The 20,821-nt window shown below is 69.4% G+C and carries 19 protein-coding genes; 5 read left to right on the top strand and 14 right to left on the bottom strand.

Going from position 1 to position 20,821, the window contains the following annotated elements; translation table 11 throughout:
* Window positions 1-296: 296 nt before the first annotated feature.
* The 4 genes from G6024_RS03735 to G6024_RS03720 form a co-directional block, all read right to left on the bottom strand.
* Window positions 297-1,574, bottom strand: coding sequence for a beta strand repeat-containing protein (locus G6024_RS03735; RefSeq protein WP_146776233.1), 1,278 nt, complete (start codon window positions 1,572-1,574; stop codon window positions 297-299).
* Window positions 1,575-1,752: 178 nt separating this feature from the next.
* Entirely contained in the window at window positions 1,753-2,250 is a 498-nt protein-coding gene (locus G6024_RS03730; protein WP_274542146.1) for a nitroreductase family deazaflavin-dependent oxidoreductase, read from the bottom strand.
* On the bottom strand, window positions 2,247-2,834 hold the full coding sequence (locus G6024_RS03725) for a GNAT family N-acetyltransferase (RefSeq protein ID WP_119191888.1): 588 nt from the start codon (window positions 2,832-2,834) through the stop codon (window positions 2,247-2,249). The genes G6024_RS03730 and G6024_RS03725 overlap by 4 nt, the downstream gene beginning before the upstream one ends.
* Before the next feature lies 1 nt (window position 2,835).
* On the bottom strand, window positions 2,836-4,002 hold the full coding sequence (locus G6024_RS03720; protein ID WP_159148076.1) for a steroid 3-ketoacyl-CoA thiolase: 1,167 nt from the start codon (window positions 4,000-4,002) through the stop codon (window positions 2,836-2,838).
* A gap of 243 nt (window positions 4,003-4,245) precedes the next feature.
* On the opposite strand from G6024_RS03720, the gene G6024_RS03715 reads away from it, so the two are divergent.
* On the top strand, window positions 4,246-5,490 hold the full coding sequence (locus tag G6024_RS03715) for a cytochrome P450 (RefSeq protein ID WP_067711858.1): 1,245 nt from the start codon (window positions 4,246-4,248) through the stop codon (window positions 5,488-5,490).
* Between the two features lie 186 nt (window positions 5,491-5,676).
* The gene (locus G6024_RS03710) at window positions 5,677-6,693 is read left to right on the top strand and encodes an alpha/beta hydrolase (protein ID WP_159148074.1); all 1,017 of its coding nucleotides are present in this window, start codon (window positions 5,677-5,679) and stop codon (window positions 6,691-6,693) included.
* A 31-nt stretch (window positions 6,694-6,724) separates the two neighbouring features.
* Here G6024_RS03710 and G6024_RS03705 read toward each other — a convergent pair whose 3' ends face one another.
* The 5 genes from G6024_RS03705 to G6024_RS03685 are packed head-to-tail and all read right to left on the bottom strand — an operon-like array spanning window position 6,725 to window position 11,446.
* Complete coding sequence (locus G6024_RS03705) at window positions 6,725-7,630, bottom strand: TIGR03619 family F420-dependent LLM class oxidoreductase (RefSeq protein ID WP_096907346.1); 906 nt, start codon at window positions 7,628-7,630, stop codon at window positions 6,725-6,727.
* Between the two features lie 2 nt (window positions 7,631-7,632).
* Window positions 7,633-8,151, bottom strand: coding sequence for a nuclear transport factor 2 family protein (locus G6024_RS03700; RefSeq protein WP_159148072.1), 519 nt, complete (start codon window positions 8,149-8,151; stop codon window positions 7,633-7,635).
* On the bottom strand, window positions 8,148-9,356 hold the full coding sequence (locus G6024_RS03695) for a thiolase family protein (protein WP_132062641.1): 1,209 nt from the start codon (window positions 9,354-9,356) through the stop codon (window positions 8,148-8,150). Before G6024_RS03695 ends, G6024_RS03700 begins: the two co-directional genes overlap by 4 nt.
* Entirely contained in the window at window positions 9,353-10,414 is a 1,062-nt protein-coding gene (locus tag G6024_RS03690; RefSeq protein WP_096906025.1) for a thiolase family protein, read from the bottom strand. The genes G6024_RS03695 and G6024_RS03690 overlap by 4 nt, the downstream gene beginning before the upstream one ends.
* A 12-nt stretch (window positions 10,415-10,426) precedes the next feature.
* On the bottom strand, window positions 10,427-11,446 hold the full coding sequence (locus tag G6024_RS03685) for a Zn-ribbon domain-containing OB-fold protein (RefSeq protein ID WP_235027750.1): 1,020 nt from the start codon (window positions 11,444-11,446) through the stop codon (window positions 10,427-10,429).
* 105 nt (window positions 11,447-11,551) lie between these two features.
* On the opposite strand from G6024_RS03685, the gene G6024_RS03680 reads away from it, so the two are divergent.
* Window positions 11,552-12,586: an LLM class F420-dependent oxidoreductase gene (locus tag G6024_RS03680; RefSeq protein ID WP_159148070.1), complete on the top strand. Its 1,035-nt coding sequence runs from the start codon at window positions 11,552-11,554 to the stop codon at window positions 12,584-12,586.
* Between the two features lie 19 nt (window positions 12,587-12,605).
* Here G6024_RS03680 and G6024_RS03675 read toward each other — a convergent pair whose 3' ends face one another.
* Both G6024_RS03675 and G6024_RS03670 read right to left on the bottom strand, forming a co-directional pair.
* A complete protein-coding gene (locus tag G6024_RS03675) occupies window positions 12,606-13,541 on the bottom strand; it encodes a DUF1707 SHOCT-like domain-containing protein (RefSeq protein ID WP_159148068.1) in 936 nt (311 codons plus the stop codon).
* Window positions 13,538-14,341, bottom strand: a complete 804-nt coding sequence (locus G6024_RS03670) for a DUF1707 SHOCT-like domain-containing protein (protein ID WP_159148066.1) — start codon at window positions 14,339-14,341, stop codon at window positions 13,538-13,540. The genes G6024_RS03675 and G6024_RS03670 overlap by 4 nt, the downstream gene beginning before the upstream one ends.
* A 94-nt stretch (window positions 14,342-14,435) precedes the next feature.
* Between G6024_RS03670 and G6024_RS03665 the strand changes: the two genes are divergently transcribed.
* The gene (locus G6024_RS03665) at window positions 14,436-16,040 is read left to right on the top strand and encodes an acyl-CoA synthetase (RefSeq protein WP_172812079.1); all 1,605 of its coding nucleotides are present in this window, start codon (window positions 14,436-14,438) and stop codon (window positions 16,038-16,040) included.
* A gap of 73 nt (window positions 16,041-16,113) precedes the next feature.
* The gene (locus G6024_RS03660) at window positions 16,114-17,574 is read left to right on the top strand and encodes an aldehyde dehydrogenase family protein (RefSeq protein ID WP_096906023.1); all 1,461 of its coding nucleotides are present in this window, start codon (window positions 16,114-16,116) and stop codon (window positions 17,572-17,574) included.
* Here the strand turns inward: G6024_RS03660 and G6024_RS03655 are convergent.
* The 3 genes from G6024_RS03655 to G6024_RS03645 form a co-directional block, all read right to left on the bottom strand.
* On the bottom strand, window positions 17,564-19,168 hold the full coding sequence (locus G6024_RS03655; RefSeq protein ID WP_159148064.1) for a sensor histidine kinase: 1,605 nt from the start codon (window positions 19,166-19,168) through the stop codon (window positions 17,564-17,566). The two genes, G6024_RS03660 and G6024_RS03655, sit on opposite strands and share 11 nt — an antisense overlap.
* 71 nt (window positions 19,169-19,239) lie before the next feature.
* Window positions 19,240-20,607: a glycosyltransferase family 2 protein gene (locus tag G6024_RS03650; RefSeq protein WP_200841546.1), complete on the bottom strand. Its 1,368-nt coding sequence runs from the start codon at window positions 20,605-20,607 to the stop codon at window positions 19,240-19,242.
* The coding region (locus G6024_RS03645; protein WP_159148062.1) for a hypothetical protein at window positions 20,604-20,821 on the bottom strand (218 nt) is incomplete at its 5' end. The genes G6024_RS03650 and G6024_RS03645, both read right to left, overlap by 4 nt.

Raw genomic sequence — 20,821 nt, 5'->3', positions numbered from 1 at the left:
CCCCGCGCGGTTGCACGACACTGCCGTCCACTTGCAAGACAGATTGGTCGAAAATCCGGTCTGGAATCGCATCTGATGTCATGCAGGTCGTGAGGGCTGTCTTGCAACCGGGTTGGGCAGGGCGTTAGTCGACCGGCGTGGAGCTGGCTGGGCCCGGGGGCTGCGCCGCCGCCTACCAGTTGCTACTGGTGCGCACGGCGTGCGGAGGTCATGAAAGCACACCGCGAGCGAACAAGACGGAGCCCCGCACCTTCCGAGGTGCGGGGCTCCTTCAGCTATTGACCGACCGGATCAGGTCAGGGGCGCGGGCAGTTCTGGGCGTCGACCGAGCCCAGTGCGGCGAGCTGGTCGATCTGCGCCTGCGGCAGGTCGCACAGCGGGAAGCCCGGCAGCGGCGGAAGCTGGACGTTGGCGCCGGCGACGGCACCGACGGCTGCGCCGCCGAGAGCAGCAGCGCCGCCCAGCGACAGGATCGGCAACAGGCCGCCGCCGACGCTCGTCTCGACGCTGTTGACGGTCTCGAGGGAGGACATCGCACCGACCGTCGAGCCGAGATTGGTCGAGGCAGTGCTCATGTCGAAGGCATTCTCGATCGAGCCGGTGAGCGCCGTGAGCGAACCATTGACGGTCACAAGCTCCTGGGCGGAGCCGACAACGACGTAAGCGCTGTCGCTGGCGACGTTCCTGATCGCATCGGAGCTCGCGCCTGTCGAACCGCCGTTGCCGGTGACCGAGCCGAGGATGCCGGTGGCCGGGTCGGTCAGCGATCCCGAGACGTCACCGATCGAGCCGGCGATGGCACCGTTAATACCCTCGACGGAGCCGCCATCGTCGATGGAGCCACCGACCGCCTGGGTGATGTCTCCGGCCGAGCCGCCGTCTCCGAGCGACTCGGTGATTCCGAGACCGATGTTGTTCAGCGATCCACCGAGGTTGCTGGTGATGTCGCCGGCCGAGCCGCCGTCACCAATGGAGCCCTCGACGCCGGCGAGGACGCCCGCGAGTGAACCGCCGGTCTCGACGGCGGTAGCGATAGCTCCGGCGACGTCGCTCAGGGAACCGGTGTCCGCGATGGAGCCCGTGAGTGCCCCGGTGAAGGCGTCGGCCGAGCCCGTGTTGTTGTCAATGGAACCGCTGATGCTCGCTAGAATCGTGGACAGCGAGCCCCCGCCGGTGATGGATCCGGTGATGGCGGTAGTGAAGGCGTCTGTCGAGCCGCCGCTCTGCGTGATAGAGCCGGAGACCGCGTTGCCGATCTGATTAGCCGAGCCGCCGCCGGTCAGAGAGCCGGATACGCCGCCCGCGATGTCTCCTGCCGAGCCGCCGATGTCGCCAGTCGACCCGTCAGCCGTGAGCGAACCCGCGAGGCCGTTCGCTACCGTGCCAGCCGAACCGTTGATTCCCTCCGTGGAGCCAGCAGGAATGAAATCAGACGAGCTCGGAATTACGTCGTCAAGAGACGGAAGCAGATCGAGAATACTGCCGATATCCTGCGCGTTCGCAACACCGGTGGCGCCGGACATGGCGAGGGCCGCCGTGGCGGCGGCCGCGGCGGCCCTGGTCATTTTCTTCATAAAAGTGGATCCTCTCGGCGAATCGCGGCACCAATGTGCCCTTCGACACATGAGAATCCCCTGAATATGAACTTTTGTCAATGCCGCCACGCATGCCGATCGGGTCAGGCGGTGTTCACTTCGTACACTGCTGATGACGTGCAGAATGTGACAGGTCAGCCATCCAGTGCACGCATGACTACCGCGCGGGTTCGCAGATCACCACGGGTATGACCCGGCTGGTGCTTGCCTGATACTCAGCGAAGTCCGCGTAACGCTCGACGAGCCGCGGCCACAACTCGGCCCGCTCGGCCGGAGAGGCCTCCCTCGCCGTCATCGATCTGACCCGGCGACCCACCTGAACGGTGACGGCCGGGTCCGCCAGGACGTTGCGGTACCACTGCGGATGAGAGGGCAGTCCGCCTTGCGACGCGACCAGCAGGACGCGGTCGCCGTCCGGGAGGTGCAGCAATGGGACCGTGCGTGGTTCGCCGGATTTGCGCCCCGTCGTCGTCACCAAACACACCGGAACCGGCGCCCGCAGCGCCGATCCCACCCGCCAGGTCCCGCCGATCCGACCGCCCGTGCGCTGGTACAGCCACGTGTTGGCCCGCGACATCACCTTGATCACGCCGACGACCCACGGCGCGCCACGCCGTGGGTCGTCGGTGCCGGTCTCGGGCTGCTGATCCGTCACTTGCCGCCGGCCATCGGCGCACGGACGATCACGTGCTTGCCGGGGAAGAACGCCGCGAGCTCACGGCGGCTCTCCTTGAGCGCCATCAGGCCGTAACCCTTCTTCCGCTCCTCAGGGTGGATCCAGATCGCAACGTCAACGTCGCCGTCGTTGACCTGCTCGCCGAACACGAGGCCCACCTGGGTGCCCCGCGCGCCGTCGACAGCGACGAACCACATCGCCGACTCGGCGTCGATCCGCTTCAGCCCCTCGCGGCGCTCCTGCTCGGTGCGGGCCTCGTCCCACTCGCCGCCGGTCGCCGACGAGGCGTCGGTCGAGCGCGCCTTGTACAGCGCATTGTGCTCGTCCGAGTCGCGAAACGGGTGCAGGGCGAAGCTCGACGGATTCGAGGCCTCCGGTTGCTCGGTGGTGCCGCCGACGAACGACTCGAGCGGGGCGCGCAGGACCTCGCGTGCCTCGTCCGTCGAGACCGCCAGGAGGTGGGACACGGCCTTGACCGCGTCGTCCGTGCCGGAGGCGGACGAGATGGCGGCAAAGATCTCCTGCCGACGTCCCGCGGCCGCCTCGATGACGTTGCTGCTCATGTCAGATCCTCTCGATGATGCTTGCCGAGGCCTGGGCGCCTCCCGCGCACATCGTGATGAGCGCGCGCTCGCCGTCCGTGCGCTCGAGCTCGTGCAGGGCGGTGGTGATGAGCCGCGACCCGGTGCTGCCGACGGGGTGGCCGATCGCGATGGCGCCCCCGTTGACGTTGACCTTGTCCATGTCGGGCCCGTGCACCTGCGCCCAGCTTAGGAGCACGGAGGCGAAGGCCTCGTTACATTCGAAGAGATCGAAGTCGGAGATCGACATGCCCGAGCGGTCGAGGATGCGCTGCGTGGCCTGGACCGGGCCGTCGAGGTGGTACTCGGGCTCGCCGCCGACCAGCGCCTGGTGGACGATGCGGGCGCGTGGCTTGAGTCCGTGCGTCTTGGCGACGTCCTCGTCCATGATCAACACGGCGGCCGAGCCGTCGGACATCTGGCTGGAGGTGCCGGCGGTGTGCATGCCGCCCTCGAGGACCGGCTTGAGGCCGGCGAGCGCCTCGGCGGTGGTGTCGCGCAGGCCCTGATCGCGGGTGACGGTCACCGTCTCGCCGGTGTAGGTGCCGTCCTTGAGGCGCTCGGGGGCGTCGACGGCGAAGGTCTCGCGATCGAAGCGGCCCTCCTCCCACGCGCGCTTCGCGTTGGCCTGGGACCGGACACCCAGCTCCTCGAGGTCGGCGCGGCTCAGCCCGCGGCGCTTCGCGATCCGGTCGGCGGCGGTGAACTGGTCGGGCAGGTCGACGTCCCAGTCGTCCGGGCGGGGCATCCCGTTGGAGCCGTCGCCGACGGCGGCGCGCAGCGCGATCCAGCTCATCGACTCGACACCGCACGCGATCCCGACGTCCATCGCCCCCGCGTGGATGAGGTTGGCGATGAAGTGATTGGCCTGCTGCGCGGACGAGCACTGGCAGTCGATGGTCGTGCACGCCGTCTGCCACGGCAGTCCCGACGCGAGCCAGGCGCCGCGGGTGACGTTGTTCCCCTGGGCGCCGGCCTGGGTGACGCACCCTCCGACGACCTGCTCGACGAGCGCGGCGTCGATCCCGGCGCGCCGGATGACCTCCTTCTGCGAGGCCCCCAGCAGGTGCGCGGGGTGCAGGCCCGACAGTGCGCCGCGAGCCTTTCCGATCGGGGTCCGGACGGCCTCGACGATGACGGGATTTCCCATGGATGCGCTCCTTCGGAAGCAAGGTTAGAACGAGTTCTAGTTTACGTCACCCGGCGGGGGATTCCGAGTTCGCGGTGCGGGGGGCGACCGGGCGCTCCGGGTGATCAGGAACGACGACCCAGAAGTGAACGTGTTCCAGTATGGTGCCTATAACGTGTTCTAGATTACATTGCGGGGTGAGGGCAGAGATGTCCCGGCGCCGTTCGAGCACGAGACGCAATCAGACGTGGTCAAGGAGTGCCAGTGCAGCCAGTCACCATTCCCGAGGGGTTCGATTTCACGGATCCGGAGCTCTACGAGAAGCGCCTACCGCATCCCGAGTGGGCCCACCTCCGCCGGACCGAGCCGATCTGGTGGTGCGCCAAGGCCCCCGGGGTCGACGGTTTCGACGACGACGGCTACTGGGTCGTCACCAAGCACGAGGACGTCAAGGAGATCTCGCGCCGGACCAACGAGGTCTTCTCCACCTTCGAGAACACCGCCATCCCGCGCTTCGCCCCCGGCACCGAGCGGGAGATCGTCGAGCTCACCCGCCTGCTGTTCATCAACCAGGACGGCGAGGAGCACAAGAAGTACCGGCGGATCATCTCGAAGGGGTTCACCCCGCGCAACATCGAGAAGATGCGCGAGCACCTCGCCGAGAAGGCCAAGAACATCGTCGAGACCGCGGCGGCGAAGGGCAGCGGCGACTTCATCGTCGACGTCGCCTCCGAGCTCCCGCTCCAGGCGATCGCCGAGCTCATCGGCATCCCGCTGGAGGACCGTCACCAGATCTTCGAGTGGTCCAACCAGATGACCAGCTACGACGTCCCCGGCAAGGTCGAGGAGTCGCAGATGGCCAACGCCATGGTGCTCTCCTACGCCCAGGAGCTGGCCACCAAGCGCGAGACCGACCCCCGTGACGACCTGGTCACCAAGCTCATCCAGGCCGATGTCGACGGCGAGAAGCTCACCTCCGACGAGTTCGGCTGGTTCGTGGTCCTGCTCGCGGTGGCGGGCAACGAGACCACCCGCAACGCCACGACCCACGGGATGATCGCGTTCCTCGAGAACCCGGACCAGTGGGAGCTGTTCAAGCGCGAGCGCCCGGCGACCGCCTACGACGAGATCCTGCGGTGGGCCTCCCCGATCACCTCGTTCCAGCGCACCGCCACCGAAGACGTGGAGATCGGCGGGGTGACCATGAAGAAGGGTGACCGTGCCGCGATCATGTACGGCTCGGCGAACTTCGACGAGGACGTCTTCTCCGATCCGTTCACGTTCGACATCACCCGCGACCCGAACCCGCATCTGACGTTCGGCGGCAACGGCCCGCACTACTGCATCGGCGCCAACCTGGCCAAGCTGCAGATCGAGCTGATCTTCAACGCGATCGCCGATCACATGCCGGACATCACCTCGCTGGGGGACTCGACGCGTCTGCGTTCGGGCTGGCTCAACGCGATCCAGGACTGGAAGGTCGACTTCAAGTGCCCGGTCATGCACTGACCTGACACAGCGAGCAGCCAGACCCGGCCCCCGGCCGGTCAGCCCCGGTCCCGCCTGTTCCGCAGGCCGGGCCGGGGCTCTCGTCTCGGGGGAGGGGTGACCTTGTCGTCGTCGGCGTCGTCGTCCGACCTCGCACACACCCCGAACCGATCCCGTCGGCCCCATCGAACAGGCAAGGTTATCACCATGATCGACCACCGCACCGTCGACCGTGACGGCGTCCGACTGCACTACGTGGTCGCCGACCCCGACCCCCGGTCCGCCACGGCGCCGACCGGCGACGGCACCGGGACCGTGGTCCTCCTGCACGGTTTCCCGCACTTCTGGTTCACGTGGCACCGCCTGATCCCCGACCTGACCGCGGCCGGATGGCGGGTCATCGCCCCCGACCTGCGCGGGATGGGCGGGTCGGACGCGCCCACGGACGTCGCGGCGTACGCCCCGCGTGAGGTCGTCGACGACGTGGTGGCCGTCTGCGATGCCGAGGACGCGGGCCGGGTGGTACTGGTGGGCTTCGACTTCGGCGCCGGAGTCGCCTACGACACGTGCCACCTCGAACCCGGGCGGGTCCGCGCGGTGATCGGGATGGAGAACCCGTTCATGAGCACCGCCGGGTCGGTCCCGCCCCTGGAGGCGTCCGCGATGATGGCGCAGAAGCACTTCCTCCACCTGCACTACTTCGCGCAGCCCGGTGTGGCCGAGGCCGACCTGGCGGGGCGCGAGCGTGAATTCCTCACCCGCGTCTTCTGGGCATTGTCGGCGGAATATCACTACCTCGACGTGTGGCAACATCCGCCCGGCTCCACCTATCTCGACGCGCTGCCCGAGGCGCCACCGCTGCCGTGGCCGTGGCTGTCGGTCGAGGAGATGGACACCTACGAGGAGGAGTACGCGCGCACCGGGTTCGCGGGGCCACTGCAGTGGTACCGGGCGATGGACGTCAGCTGGAACGCGCGACAGGAGTTCGAGCGGCAGACCAATCCCGTGCCCTTCTATTTCCTCTATTCCGAGCACGACCCGGACCGCGAGGGCTTCCACGGCCGCGACCCGTTGACCAAGCTCGACCGCTACCACGACGACGTGCGGATGGTCCGCGCGATCACGGCGCCGGCGGGACACCTCATGCACCTCGAGGCCACGCAGGACACGCACCGGGAGATCCTCGCCTGCCTGGACGACGTCGCTGCGCACCTGCCCGCCTGAGGGGCATCACGCGCCGAAGCGCCCCGTGCAACTAGGGCGTGAGGCCGTACTTCTCGCCGAAGCGGGCGATCGACTCGATCTTCTGCTCGGCCGTGCAGTCGTACCCGTGGCCCTCGATCAGCCACGGCATCACGATGATGTCGGTGACACCGGCCGCAGCCAGCTCGGCGAAGCCCTTCGAGCCGTAGCGGTCCAGGCACACCACCTGGATGGCGAAGCGCTTGCCGTCGCCGCGGTCGGCCAGCGAGCGCCCCTGCTCCTCGAGCAGTTCGCCCAGGCGGGTCACGGTGGCGCCGATGTCGTCGAACCCCATCATCGCGCTGGTCCAGCCCTGGCCGACGCGGGCGGCGCGCTTGAGCGCGATCTCGGTGTGGCCACCCACGTAGAAGGGGACCTGCTCGGACGGCGCCGGGGTGAAAATGAGCTCGTCGAAGTCGAAGTGGTCGCCGTGGAACTCCATCCACTGGCCGCGCAGACCCTCACGCAGTATGGCCAGCGACTCGTCGGTGCGTTTGCCGCGGCCCTTGAACGGCGCGCCGCACCATTCGAACTCGTTGGGGTCCCAGCCGATGCCCACGCCGAGGTCCAGCCGGTTGCCGGTGAGCAACGCGACCGAACCCACCTGCCGGGTGAGCAGCAGGGGGTTGCGCGGGCCCACCTTGAGCACCTGCGGGCAGAAGCGGATCCGGGAGGTCGCGCCACCCATCGCGGCGCAGGCGATGAGCGGCTCCACCCATTCGGTGTTCTCGTCCCACATCCGGGAGCCGTCCGGCGTGTACGGGTAGTCCTTGTCCTGACGCCGCGGGTGGAACAGCGAGTCGGGCAGGACAATCCGGTCGATGCCCGCGGCCTCGGCGCCGCGTGCGATGTCGAGGTACTGGTCGACGGGGGAGAAGGAGACGGGGACGGAGAACTCGACGTCCGCTACGCGGCTCATGGTCACTCGCTCTTTCCTGCTGCGCCGGCGATGGCTGCCCGGTCGTCGTCGGTCAGCGGTCGCAGTCCTGAGGCCATGGCCACGTCCTGTTCCCAGAAGGCGCGAAGGTTCACGAGCCGGCCTTGGGAGTCGACGCGGTAGTCCACGGCGATGTCGATCTCCATGATGCTGGAGCCCATGTGGGTGCGCATTGTGCCGATGCAGAGGAGTTCGTCGCCCGCAGCGATCCCGCGGTCGAACCGGAACTCGATGTGATCCGGGGTGGCCACGGCCTTCTTCCAGAACTCCAGGAGCCTCTCCGTGCCGGTGTGGCCGATGCCCTCGGCGTCGAACATCGACGGACCCACGGGATCCTCGATGGTGCCCTCGGGGTTCCACCCGGCGATCCAGGCGTCGCGGTCGCCGGTGTTGGTCGCGGCCCACGAGCGGCGCGCGGCGGCGTAGGCGGGACTCGCCAGGGCCGCGTCACTCATCTCCAATGGCCGGTACTGCCCGTCGTCGTCCAGATAGGGGTTGCTCATGAGTGGCGCTCCGGACGGTCGGTCCCCACTACCCACATGGAGAAGTACTGGGATCCACCGCCGTACGCGTGGCCCAGGGCCTTGCGTGCGCCGGGGACCTGGTGCTCGTCCGCTCGATTCATCACCTGACGGGCGGCCTCGGCGAACCGGAGCATGCCGGACGCGCCGATGGGGTTCGAGCACAGCACGCCGCCGGACGGGTTGACCGGCAGGGAGCCGTCGCGCGCGGTGGCGCCGGACTCGGTCATGCGCCACCCCTCGCCCTCCGCGCAGAACCCGAGGTTCTCCAGCCACATGGGTTCGAACCAGGAGAACGGCACGTAGATCTCGGCCGCGTCGATCTCCTCGGCCGGGTTGGTGATCCCGGCCTCGGCCCAGAGGGCGGCGGCGGCGTCGCGGCCGGCCTGCGGGCTGCGGTAGTTGCGGTAGGCGAAGGTCCCGGGCTCGGTGCGAAGCGCGGTGGCGTGGACCCACGCGACCTGTCGGCCGGCGGACTCCACGGCCTCGGCCGCCTCGGCATCGCCGATGACGATCGCGCACGCGCCGTCGGAGGAGGGGCAGGTCTCGTCGAACCGGATGGGGTCCCACAGCATCTGTCCCTGTAGCACCTTGTCGACCGTGATGTCGGGCTGCTTGAGGTGGGCGTGCGGGTTGACCGAGCCGTTGAGGCGGTCCTTGACCGCGACCATCGCGCCCACGTGCTCGGGCGCCCCGGTGGTGCGGATGTAGGAGCGCACGTGGGGGGCGAAGTAACCGCCCGCGCCGGCCCCGACGGGCGCGGTGAACGGTACGGGCAGGCTGAGTGCCCACATGGCGTTGGACTCGGACTGCTTCTCCCACGCCACGGCGAGGACCCGGCGGTAGCGGCCGGACTGGACGTGTGACGCGGCGACGACAGCGGTCGAGCCGCCGACGGACCCGGCCGTGTGGACGCGCAGCAGCGGTTTGCCGACGGCGCCGAGAGCGTCGGCCATCATCAACTCGGGCATCATGACGCCCTCGAACAGGTCGGGGGCCTTGCCGACGATCACGGCGTCGATGTCGTCCCAGCCGACCCCGGCGTCGATCATGGCGGCATCGATGGCCTCGCGGCAGAGCCCGGCCATGGAGATGTCGGTGCGGCGGGCGACGTGGTGGGTCTGGCCGGTCCCGAGGACGGCGGCGGGCAGACCGGAGCCGTGGGTTCCGGATGCGGGGGCGCTCATGCGGTGCGTCCTTCCAGGAGGCAGATGAGGTTCTGCTGCAGCAGGTGGCCACTGGTGGCGTGGGCGAGCGCGCGCTCGGAGCGGCCCTCCCAGATGCTGTGCGCGGCGTAGCCGATTCGCTCGAGCCCCGCGGAGAACAGCGGGTCGGCGAGCAGCGAGCCGCCGGACGGGGTGACGGCGACGTCGTCGGAGATGCCCAGCGCACCGCGCAGGAGGAGCTCCTGGTGGGTGTACTGGGTGTGGAGCTCGGCCACCGAGACACCGCCGAGGTCGGGGCGGTCCCCGGACGAACCGGTCGCGCGGACGGCGGCGGCGCGGGCGGACGGGGAGTCGGTGAGGTCCCGTGCGCCGAACTCGGCGGAGTCGGCGATGTGTTCCATCCCGGTGATGTACGCCGGGGTGTCGACCAGCTCACGGGCCCGGTCGGCGGAGGCGAGGATGATGGCGCCGGCGCCATCGGTGACGGGAGGGCAGTCGTGCTGACGCAGCGGGTCGGCCACGTACGGCTCGGCGAGAAGGTCCGTCTCGTCGCGGCCGGTGGCGCGGGCGGCGACGGCGGCCATCTCGGCCTCGGACCACCGGCCGGCGTCGATGCCGGCGCGGGCCTGCAGTGCGGCGACGTGGTGCCGGCCGGGCCACAGCGGGGCGACGGTGTAGGGGTCGAGTTGCAGCGCCAGGGCGGTGTCGAGGTCGGTGCTGGCCGAGGCCTTGCCGAACCCGTAGACGAGGGCCGTGTCGGCCTGGCCGGAGGCGATCTTGAGGTAGGCCTCGAAGAACGCCCACGCGGCGTCCATCTCGACGTGCGACTCGGAGATCGGGGGGACCGCGCCGATGGAGTCGACGGCGGAGATGAACGAGAAGGCGCGGCCGGCCAGGTAGTCGGACGAGCCGGAGCACCAGAAGTCGATGTCGGTGCGGTCCAGTCCGGTCTGCCGGTAGCACTCGGCGAAGACGGGGGCGAGCATCTCGACACCGTTGGTGGTGCCGAAGGTGGACTCGGTGTGGCGGGCGTGGGCGAATCCGACGACGGCCACGTCCCGGGGAGCGTTGGGGGTCACGGGTGGTGTCCTCTACAGGTGATCGGCATAGGTGTCGGGATCGGCGTCGGGATCGCCGGTGGGCTCGAAGTGGGCGATGGCCTTCATCGAGGCGGGCCGTTCGGACTCGGGCGTCCACACGGCGCGCACGCGCATCCCCATCCGCACCTCGGACGCCTCGCAGCCCAGCACCAGGTGCTGGATGGGGACGTCGGAGCCGTCGAGCAGGATGTAGGCGGTGACGTACGGGGGCTTGATCTCCTGGCCGGCGAACGGCACGTTGACGATGCCGAACGTGGTCACCGTGCCGATGTCGGAGACCTCCACGTACTCGCCCATGGCCACGCCGTCGGACGGGCAGTAGTCACGCGGGGGCACGTAGACCTCGGGGCCGTTGGAGCGGCGCCGCCCCAGCACCTTGCCCTGCACGATCGCGCGCAGGTACTCGCTCTCGGCGGGTCCGGCCGTGTGGGTGACCGACAGTCCGATCGGCGTCACCACGATGGTGACGGGCTCGGACTCGGACCGCGGGACCTCGTCGTCGTCGACACCCGCGTCGACCGGGGCGTCGGCGGGGACCACGCACGCGATGTCGTGGACGGTCCCGGTGCGCTCGGCGGCCCACCGCAGGCGGACGCGCATCCCGGTGCTCACCGCGTCGGGGCCGTCGACGGCCAGCGGAAGGAGCATGGCGGTGTCCGCGCCGTCGAACCGCACGAGCGCCCACGCGAACGGGGAGTCCACGGGGTTGACCTCGGTGGGTTCGGGGACCCAGGTCCATGCGACGACGAGGCCCTCGATCCCGGAACCGGAACCGACCTCCACGGTCTCCGTGAGGGCCCGGCGTGTGTGGGGGTCGAACTCGACCGGCGGCAGGTGAACGGTGCCGGCCGAATCGCGGTTACCGACCAGACGCCGATCACGGAGGCCGGTGAAGAACGCTCCCAGCACCGGGCCGGTCGACCGTGTGTAGTCGAACGACGGGGCCAGGGACGCCGACAGTACGGGCTCGTCCGGTGGGGTGATATCGACAACGATCTCTCTGGATGTCACGCCCTCGAGTAGAACACGTTCCACCGCGGGTTGTGTGGGTTTCCCCGACACGCTGATCCGGGTCCCCGCCCCCGCCGCGGAGAGGTGTGGGTCACACTGGTGTCCATGAAATTCGCGTTGCAGCTCGGATACTGGGGCGCCCAGCCGCCCACCAACCATGCCGACCTCGTGGTGGCGGCGGACAGGGCGGGCTTCGACACCGTCTTCACCGCCGAGGCCTGGGGTTCGGACGCCTTCACGCCGCTGGCCTGGTACGGCTCGCTCACCGAGCGCATCCGGCTGTCGACGGCCGTCGTGCAGCTCTCGGCCCGTACGCCCACGGCCACCGCCATGAGCACCATGACGCTCGATCACCTGTCGGGCGGACGCTTCGCGCTGGGGCTGGGTGTGTCCGGGCCGCAGGTGGTGGAGGGGTGGTACGGCCAGCCGTTCGCCAAGCCGCTGGCGCGGACCCGCGAGTACATCGACATCATCCGCCAGGTCCTGCGCCGCGAAGCGCCCGTCACCTCAGACGGCCCCGCGTACGCCCTGCCCTATCAGGGCGACGACGCCTCCGGATTCGGCAAGCCGCTCAAGCCGATCCTGCATCCACTGCGCGAGGACGTGCCGATCTGGCTGGGCGCGGAGGGGCCCAAGAACGTGGCCCTGGCCGCAGAGATCGCCGACGGCTGGCTGGGCTTCCTGGCCTCGCCGCGCACCGCCCACGAGTTCAACGGGTGGCTCAACGAGGGGTTCGCCCGACCCGGGGCGCGCCGCACCCGCGAGGACTTCGAGGTGGCCTTCCTGTGCCAGCTCCACGTGACGGACGACCGCCGCGGCGTCCTCGACGCGTACAAGCCGTTCACCGCCCTGTACGCGGGCGGCATGGGCGCCGAGGAGAAGAACTTCCACGCCGAGGCGTTCCGTCGCATGGGCTTCGGCGACGACGTGGACCGCATCACCGAACTGTTCCGCTCCGGCCGCAAGGACGAGGCCGCCGCCGCGGTGCCGGACGAGATGGTCGAGGCCACCGCGATAATCGGGGATGCCGACTCGGTGCGGTCGCAGATCGCCGAGTGGGAGGCCGCGGGCATCACCATGCTCGTGGTGACCGCCCGGTCGGTCGAGGAGATCGAGACGCTCGCGCAGTTCATCGACTGACGTGGGCCGGGCCCGGGGGTCAACCGCCGTCGCCGACCTCCAGGATCTCGCGACCGGGGCCGACCGTGACCCAGCCGGGTCGGTCCGTGAGCGAGACCCTGACCGCGTAAACGGGCGGGGGCCCGGAGTCGGAGGGGGGTGAACCCGGAGAGATCACCACCCTGTCCGGAACGGCCCCGGGCGCTCCCAACAGGGCGGGCGTCGCCTCGATCGCGAACATCACGGTCTCCGCGTCCACCGCGGCCACAGGAAAACCGGTCGACGCGGGCAGCCGACTGGTGATCCCGTCCCGCCATCGACCGTGGAAGGTGTGTCGCAGCGTCGTCTCCGCGCCGTCAGGATCGGCGCGGCTCAGGTGCGCGGTCTCGCCTTCGATAACGAGCCGCTCCGCGGTGGGGTCGTCGAGCTGGTCGCGTGCGGCATCGATGACGCGGGTCACCCCCTCGGCGGTGAGCAATGGTCCCGGTGCCGTGCGGATCACCTCGACGGAGGCCGGGCGGTCCACCGTGCCGCCGGTCGGGGAGGGTGCGTTCCCGGCGAGGTGGTCCAGACCGGCGATGAGGCCGACGGTCAATGCGCTGGCCAGGACCGCGCGCAGCAGCCCGCTCGCCAGGCGCCTGCGCCCCGCCGGCCCCCGCGTCGAAGGCCCGGGCGGTCGCTTCGCGACGATCCGCTCGCGCGCGTTGGTCCGCCGTACCGAGAGCGGGGTGTCGGCTGACAGGCCCCGGCTGCGTACCTCCAGTTCGAACAAGCGCCTGTTGAGGTCGGCCACCAGTGAGTCGAGGTCGTCGCGGGTGGTCGACAGGGCGGCGTCGCGGCTGCGCTCGCCATGTTCGAGGGGGCCGATCCGGCCGTCCGTGTAGGCGTTGTCCAGGATCTGCCACACGGCTCGCCTGCGGTCCTCGGTGGCCGGCTCCGGGGCGGGCCCACCGGGGGGCGGGGGCGGTGCGCTCATCGGGGGACGCCGACTTCTCTCACGATCCTGTCGTGCCCCACCACTATGTGCCCGCGGTCACCCTCACGACTCACGGTGATCTCGTATGTGGGCTGGGCGAGCGCGTCCGGGCCCACGTCGATCCCCACGAGATCTGCGTCCGAGAGCCCGTTCTCCGCCGCGGAGGCCCGAGCCGCCTCCAGGGCGGCCGGTACATCGATGGACTCCATTGCAACGGAGAGATCGTCAACGGGGCGGAAAGCCTCCCCGTCGGCGGCCCACTCGCCCAGGTCGTCGCGTCGCCACGAGTCGACCGCCCCGGGGTCTGTCGGATCCTCGATGAGGAGGAGGGCGTAGTCGCCCCTGATGTCGAGCGAGGCCACACGAGCGTCGCCGAACCTCGCACGCGCAGACGAGATGACCTCATCGACGCTGCTCGAGGTGATCGTGTCCTCGGTGCCGCCGACGAGGCCGGTGAACGCACCGTCTCGCAGCGCGAGGGCCCCGCCGGCGACAAGGGCGAGCCCCGCCACGGTCGAGGCGCCGACCAACTTGGCGGTGTCGAGCGGGTCGCGTGGCGCGCGGCGGGACCGGGCGACCGGAGTGGAGCGGGTGCCCGCCACCTCGGAAGGCGACCGGGCCGGGGCCGGCAGGTCCGCGAGGATCGCCCGGAGTTCATCGACGTATCCGCTCGACCGCACCTGCCACCCGAGGTGAAGGTGATCCAGGGGGTCGAGGCGCCCATCTGCAGCGGCGGCGTCGAGCTGCTCCCACGCCGCGACGCGCTGGGGGTCGCTCGCGCGGATCCGATGCTGCGCCATGGGCAGGAGGGTAACCACCGGCGGCTCGCCGTGGTCTGGTCACGGTCGCCGGGAAAGCCCGCCATCGCGATAGAACACGTTCTACTATGGGGTCATGAGTGCACCCACGCCTTCCGTCCCCGCCGACGCCGGAATCCTGGATCCGCGGACCGGCGAGCACGTGACCAGCGTCTACCGGATCGCCGAGGCGGATCCGGACCGCATCGCCGTAATCGAGGCGGGCGGTCGGCAGGTCACCTTCGGCCAGCTCGCCGACGCCGCCCACGGCTACGCCCGGGGTCTGCGCGAGCTCGGACTGGAGACCGGTGACTGCATCGTCCTGCTGGCGCCGAACAGCATTGAATTCCTCGAGGTCTACTACGCGGCCATGGAGATCGGGCTCTACGTGGCCCCGGCGAACTGGCACCTGACCGGCCCCGAGGTGGCGTACATCCTCGAGAATTCGGGATCGACGGTGTTCATCGCGGACACCCGGTTCGCCGACGTCGCGACCGCAGCCGCCGGGGAGGCCGGGCTCGACCCCGCCCGCTGCTACGCCATCGGTGAGGTTCCCGGATTCCGTCCGCTGCCCGAGCTCACGGTCCCAGCCGCGGGGGAGGACCCCTTGCCGTCGTCGCGGACCCTCGGCGGCCCCATGCTGTACACCTCCGGCACCACCGGCCGCCCCAAGGGCGTGCGGCGCCCCCTCACCGGCGCCTCGCCGGATCAAGTGACGGTCCCCAACTACTACTTCTTCGCCGGCTTCGACATCCAGGCGCCGGACAACGTCCACATCTGTGGCTCGCCGCTCTACCACACGGCCGTGCTCAACTTCGTCACCATCTCGCTCAATCTGGGCCAGGCCGTGGTGCTCATGGACAAGTGGACGCCCGAGGAGATGCTGCGACTCATCGACGCCCACGGCGTCACCCAGTCGCACATGGTGCCGACGCAGTTCTCGCGGCTGCTGGAGCTGCCGGAGGATGTGCGCGCGAAGTACGACGTGTCCAGCCTGCGCACGATCGTCCACGGCGCCGCGCCGTGCCCCAAGCACGTCAAGCAGGCCATGCTCGACTGGTGGGGCCCGGTCCTGACCGAGTACTACGCCGGGACCGAGGGCGGTGGGTGCACCATCACCGGCGAGGAATGGCTGCGCAAGCCCGGCAGCGTGGGGCGGCCGTGGAAGACCACCACCCTGAAGATCCTCGACGACGACGGCAACGAGCTGCCCACCGGCGAGATCGGCAATGTGTACCTGCAGATGCACGGGTCGAAGTTCGAGTACCACCAGGACAAGGAGAAGACCGCGAAGACCTACGTCGGCGAGCTCTTCACCATGGGCGACATCGGCTACGTGGACGAAGACGGCTACCTGTTCCTGTGCGACCGCAAGAACGACATGATCATCTCCGGCGGCGTGAACATCTACCCGGCAGAGATCGAGTCGGAGATGACCCGCCACGAGGCGGTCCGCGACGCGGCGGTCTTTGGGATCCCGCACAAGGGCTGGGGTGAGGAGGTCAAGGCCGTCATCGAACTGGCCGAGGGCTACCCCGAGTCCGACGAGCTCAAGGCACACATCCTCGAGGACCTGTCCGGTCGGCTGGCGAAGTTCAAGATGCCGCGGTCGATCGATGTGGTGGACGAGCTGCCCCGCCAGGCCAACGGGAAACTGATGAAGCGCACGCTGAAGGATCCGTACTGGGCGGACGCGAAGTAGGTCTGGGCAGGGGCGGGCCCTCGTCGTCGTCGGATCCCCGACGCGGGGCGAGAACGCGTTCTACCCTGGACGCATGACCAGAACCCCCACCGCGCGCGATCTCACGCTCGCGCAGATCCTCGAGCGGCAACAACAGGCGTTCCTCGCCGATCCCCAGCCGGGCGTGAAGATCCGCCGGGACCGGATCCTGCGCCTCAAACGCCTCGTCCTGGACAACGCCGCCGACCTCACCGAGGCGATGCGCGAGGACTACGGCTCCCGGCCGGAGACCTTCTCCACCCTCACCGACATCGCCTCCTCCATCCCCGACCTGGACCACCAGCGCGGCAACATCAAGAAGTGGATGCGCCCCACGCGCGTGTCCCGAGCCCTGGAGGCGGTGGGCTTCACCCAACAGGTCCGACACGACCCCAAGGGGGTCGTCGGCATCATCGGACCGTGGAACTTCCCGCTGTACCTCACGATCGTGCCCGCCGGTTCCGCCCTCGGCGCCGGCAACCGGGTGATGATCCGGCCGTCCTCGGTCACCGCGCACACCACCGAGGCCCTGTGCCGGCTGGCACCGGAGTATTTCGCCGTCGACGAACTCGCGATCGCCGGACCCGAACACGGCCGTGGTTCGGACTTCTCGGTCCTGCCCTTCGACCACCTGTTCTTCACCGGCTCGCCCGGGGTCGGCAAGTCCGTCGCCAAGGACGCCGCGGAGAACCTCACCCCCGTCACCCTCGAACTGGGCGGCAAGAACCCGGTCCTAGTCGACACCAGCGCCGACATCGATCGGGCTGCGCGCAGCATCGCGTCCTCCCGCCTCGTCAACGGCGGTCAGGTGTGCATGTGCCCGGATTACGTGTTCGTCCCCGAGGACCGACTGGACGCGTTCTGCGACACCGTGCTCGACCAGTGGCGCACCAGCCTGCCCGCGATCGTCGGCAACCCCGAGTACACGGCGACCGTCAACACCTCGAACTACGAGCGGATCGTCGGCCTGATCGACGACGCCGTGGGGAAGGGCGCCGACAAACGCGACGCCGCGCCGGCCGGCGAACGGCTGCCCGACCCGGTCGGCCGCAAGATCGCGCCCACCCTGCTCACCGGCGTGACCCCGGACATGGAGATCGACTCCGAGGAGGTGTTCGGCCCCGTCCTCACGGTATTCGGCTACAGGGGCCTCGACGAGGCGATCCGCTACGTCAACGACCGGCCCAGCCCGCTCGTCCTGTACTGGTACGGGGACCGAAACGACCGCTTCGAGACCGTCGCCGACCGCACCCGCTCCGGCAACATCTACGGCAACGACTTCGGGATCGGCATGGCCTCGTCCACCATCCCGTTCGGCGGCGTCGGCAACTCGGGGATGGGCGGGTACCACGGCCACTACGGCTTCCGGACGTTCACCCACGAGCGGGCGGTGGCGCACCACTCGTTCGCCTACAACGTCTCGGAGATGATGGTGCCGCCGTTCACCAAGGACAAGCAGCGGATGGCCTCGGGATACCTGAGGGCGATGCAGGTACGGACACGGCTCAAGCTGTAGCGGGGGGCCCGCCCCCGAGGCCGCTGCGTCCCAGGCCGCGGTCCCCGGGGGCGCTGACGTGGTGCAGCGGCACGGTCAGCCGGAAGGTGGTGCCCTCGCCCTCAGCCGAGTCGAAATCCAGGCCGCCGTCGTGCCCCTCGGCGATCGCCTGGACGATGCTCAATCCCAGCCCGGTCCCGGGGATCGACCCACGCTGGGCGGTGCTCGACCGGAAGAACCGTGTCCCCAGGTGCTCGTGCTCGGCCTCGGGGATGCCGATGCCGGTGTCGGCAACGGAGACGGTCGCCACGTCGTCCTCCGCGGTGAGGGTCACGGTGACCGATCCGCCCTCCGGGGTGAACTTGATGGCGTTGCTCACCAGGTTGGTCACCGCCCGCTCGAGCTGCAGCGAGTCGCCCGTGACCTCGGCCTGCTCGACCCGCTCCGCGAGAGTGAGCCCGGCGCGGGCGGCCACGGGTCCGAGCGACTCGAGGACGTGGCCCACCACGGCGTCGAGGCGGAGCCGGTCGTGGTCGATGTCGAGACCCCTGGCCTCGATCCGGCTGAGCGTGAGCAGGTCCTCGATCAGTCCCTTGAGCCGGTCCGCGTTGCGCTGGACCACCGAGACCAGGCGGTGCTGGGCGGGAGTGAGGTCGCCGCCGTCGCCGTCGCAGAGCATCTCGGTGTAGCCGATGATCGAGGCCAACGGCGTCCGGAGTTCATGGCTCACCGTCGAGACGAAGTCGTCCTTCTGCCGGTCCAGTTCCTCGAGCCTGCGGACGTGCTCCTCCCGGCCCGCCTCGTAGTCATCTCTGGCGTCCAACAGCACGTTGAACGCCGCGGCGAGCGCGCGGACCTCCGTCGGGCCCTCGTCGGTGCGGGCGCGGGCCCCTCGTCCGCCCTCGGTGTCGTTCCGGGCCACGTCGGCGAGTTTCTCGATGGGGTCGACGATCGTCCGGGCGGTCCGGCGGGTGTCACGGATGATCGCGGTGGAGGCCAGGAAGATGATCACGAAGGTCAGCGCGGACTCGCTCCACAGCGTGACCGTCCGCCAGGTGCGCATCTCCGCCCGCTTGTCCATGGCCGCGGAGAGCAGCGTGTCGGCGGCGGTGACCATCGCCGTGAAGTCCATGACCGCGTCGATGGTCTCCTGTTGGCTGATCGGGGTCGACCCGGGTGGCAGGTCGGGTGTCGTCCCGACGACCGCCTCGGCGTAGCGCCACCACGACTCGGAAGCGGAAGTGAGCTTACCGAGGGCGGGGGAGAAGACGTCGTCGTCGCCGACCAGACGCTGCAGCTCGGTCAGTGCCTCCCGCGAGTCCGTCTCGAGTACCCGCAACCTGTCCTCCGCGCCGGGAAGGCCGTACGCGCGATCCATCCGCAGATCCGACTGGGCCCAGCGCATCGCGATCACCAACCGGCTGGTGGTGTCGACGACGGGGGTATAGATGGAGCTGGTGCGCTGGGAGAAGTAGAACTGGACCAGCAGGAGGGTGGGCCCCAGCAGCGCGATCACCACCACGAGGACGAGCATGCTGCGGCTCTTGCGGCGCAGGACCTCGGAGACCTTCTCGGCGGGTCGTCCGGAATCCGGGGTCGTCGCTGCTTCCGTCACGACGCCCCCTCCGTGGAGAAGCCGCGGCGCGTCATGACGCCCCACTGCTGCTCGCTCCCGCGCAGCGCCTGTCACCAGCCCCGGAGGCGCCAGATGACGTGGAGCTGGCGGTAGCCGATGTTCTCGAGGACCGACGAGGCGATGAGGGAGAGCATGCTCCCGAACCGGTGGTAACGAGAGAAGTACACCTCGTCTACGGCGGCTGCGGTGAGTGCGACGACGATCGCATACCCGTAGGCCACGGCGAGGAACAACCAGAAGGTGGTGGGATTGACCAGGCCCAGGACGAACCCCAGGACCATGAGCACCAGGCCGACCGCCTCGATGAGGGGCGCGAACAGTTCGAAAGCCCAGTAGTAGGGGACGGCGAGCGTGCCGGCCCGTCCGTATCGCGGATTGCCGAACATCACGCGGTGTTTGACCAACGTCTCCCAGAGCCCGCGGTGCCATCGCGCGCGTTGCTTGCCGAGAACCTTCAGGGTCTCCGGCACCTCTGTCCAGCACACAGGCTCGGGGACAAACGTCACCTGGTAGTCCTCGTCGCGCTCGCGGAGTAGACGGTGGAGGCGCATGACGAGTTCGAAGTCCTCGCCGATGGAATCAGGGTCGAGTCCACCGACCTCCACGAGCAGGTCGCGTCGGAAGCAGCCGAAGGCGCCGGAGATGAGGATCAGCGCCCGCAGCTTGGACCACCCGGAGCGGCCCAGGAAGAACGACCGTAGATATTCGAGCGCCTGGATCTGGGCGAGGAGGTTGCGTGGCATCCGGACGTCGACGATCTGCCCGGACCGGATGGTGCACCCGTTGGCGACCCGCACGACACCGCCGGTGGCAGCGGTGCGAAGCGGGTCGTCCGCGAACGGCTCGGTGACGATGAGCAGCGCGTCGGGGTCCAACAGTGAATCGCCGTCGACGCAGATGATGAGGTCCTCCACCGCGGTGTTGATGCCGACGTTGACGGAGTCCGAGCGCCCCGAGTTGGCTTTGTCGATGACGGTGAGCCGGGTGTATCCGTCGCGCGGGACGTAGAGACCGCGGGGCACCTGCCGGGTCGGGATGTCGTGGGGCACCTCGCGGTCTGCCCGGACCAGGTCGAACGCCTCGACGAGGACGCGGAGGGTCTCGTCGGAGGACCCGTCGTTGACGACGATCACCTCGTGGCGGTGGTAGCGCAGTCCGAGGAGTGACCGGGCGGCCTCGACGACGCCGGCTGCCTCGTTGTAGGCGGGGACGACCACCGAGACCCCCGGCGCCGTGTGGCTGCCGAGACGTTCGACGCGACCGGAATGACGACGACGACGACGCGTGCTCCGGAAGTCCACGGCCGCGGCGATCACGAGCACCAGGTACGAGGAGTTGATGAGCACGAAGTAGAGCAGGATGGGCCAGGCGATCAGGTCCAGCAGCGTCGCGATCACCACGCGGAGTGTCTCGATCACGGGGCCGGCTCCTCGTCCCGGTGGGCATCCTGATGGGTGGGCTCGCCGGCCCGCCGGGCGCTCGTGGCGAGATCGTACAGGTCGGGCTTGCGTTCGCGGATGCCGATGGCCGTCACGGCGCCCAGCGAGGCGAGGGCCGCCAGGTCGTCGTCCGAGACGGTCGAGGTGTCCCGGACGGAGATCTCCGGCGGGATGGTGCCGCGTTCCAGGGCGT

Origin of the sequence: Dietzia maris, assembly GCF_014144855.1 — a bacterium.
Lineage (GTDB): Bacteria > Actinomycetota > Actinomycetes > Mycobacteriales > Mycobacteriaceae > Dietzia > Dietzia kunjamensis.
The sequence above is the reverse complement of the archived record's forward strand: the minus strand, read 5'-3'. Positions and strand labels throughout refer to the sequence as shown.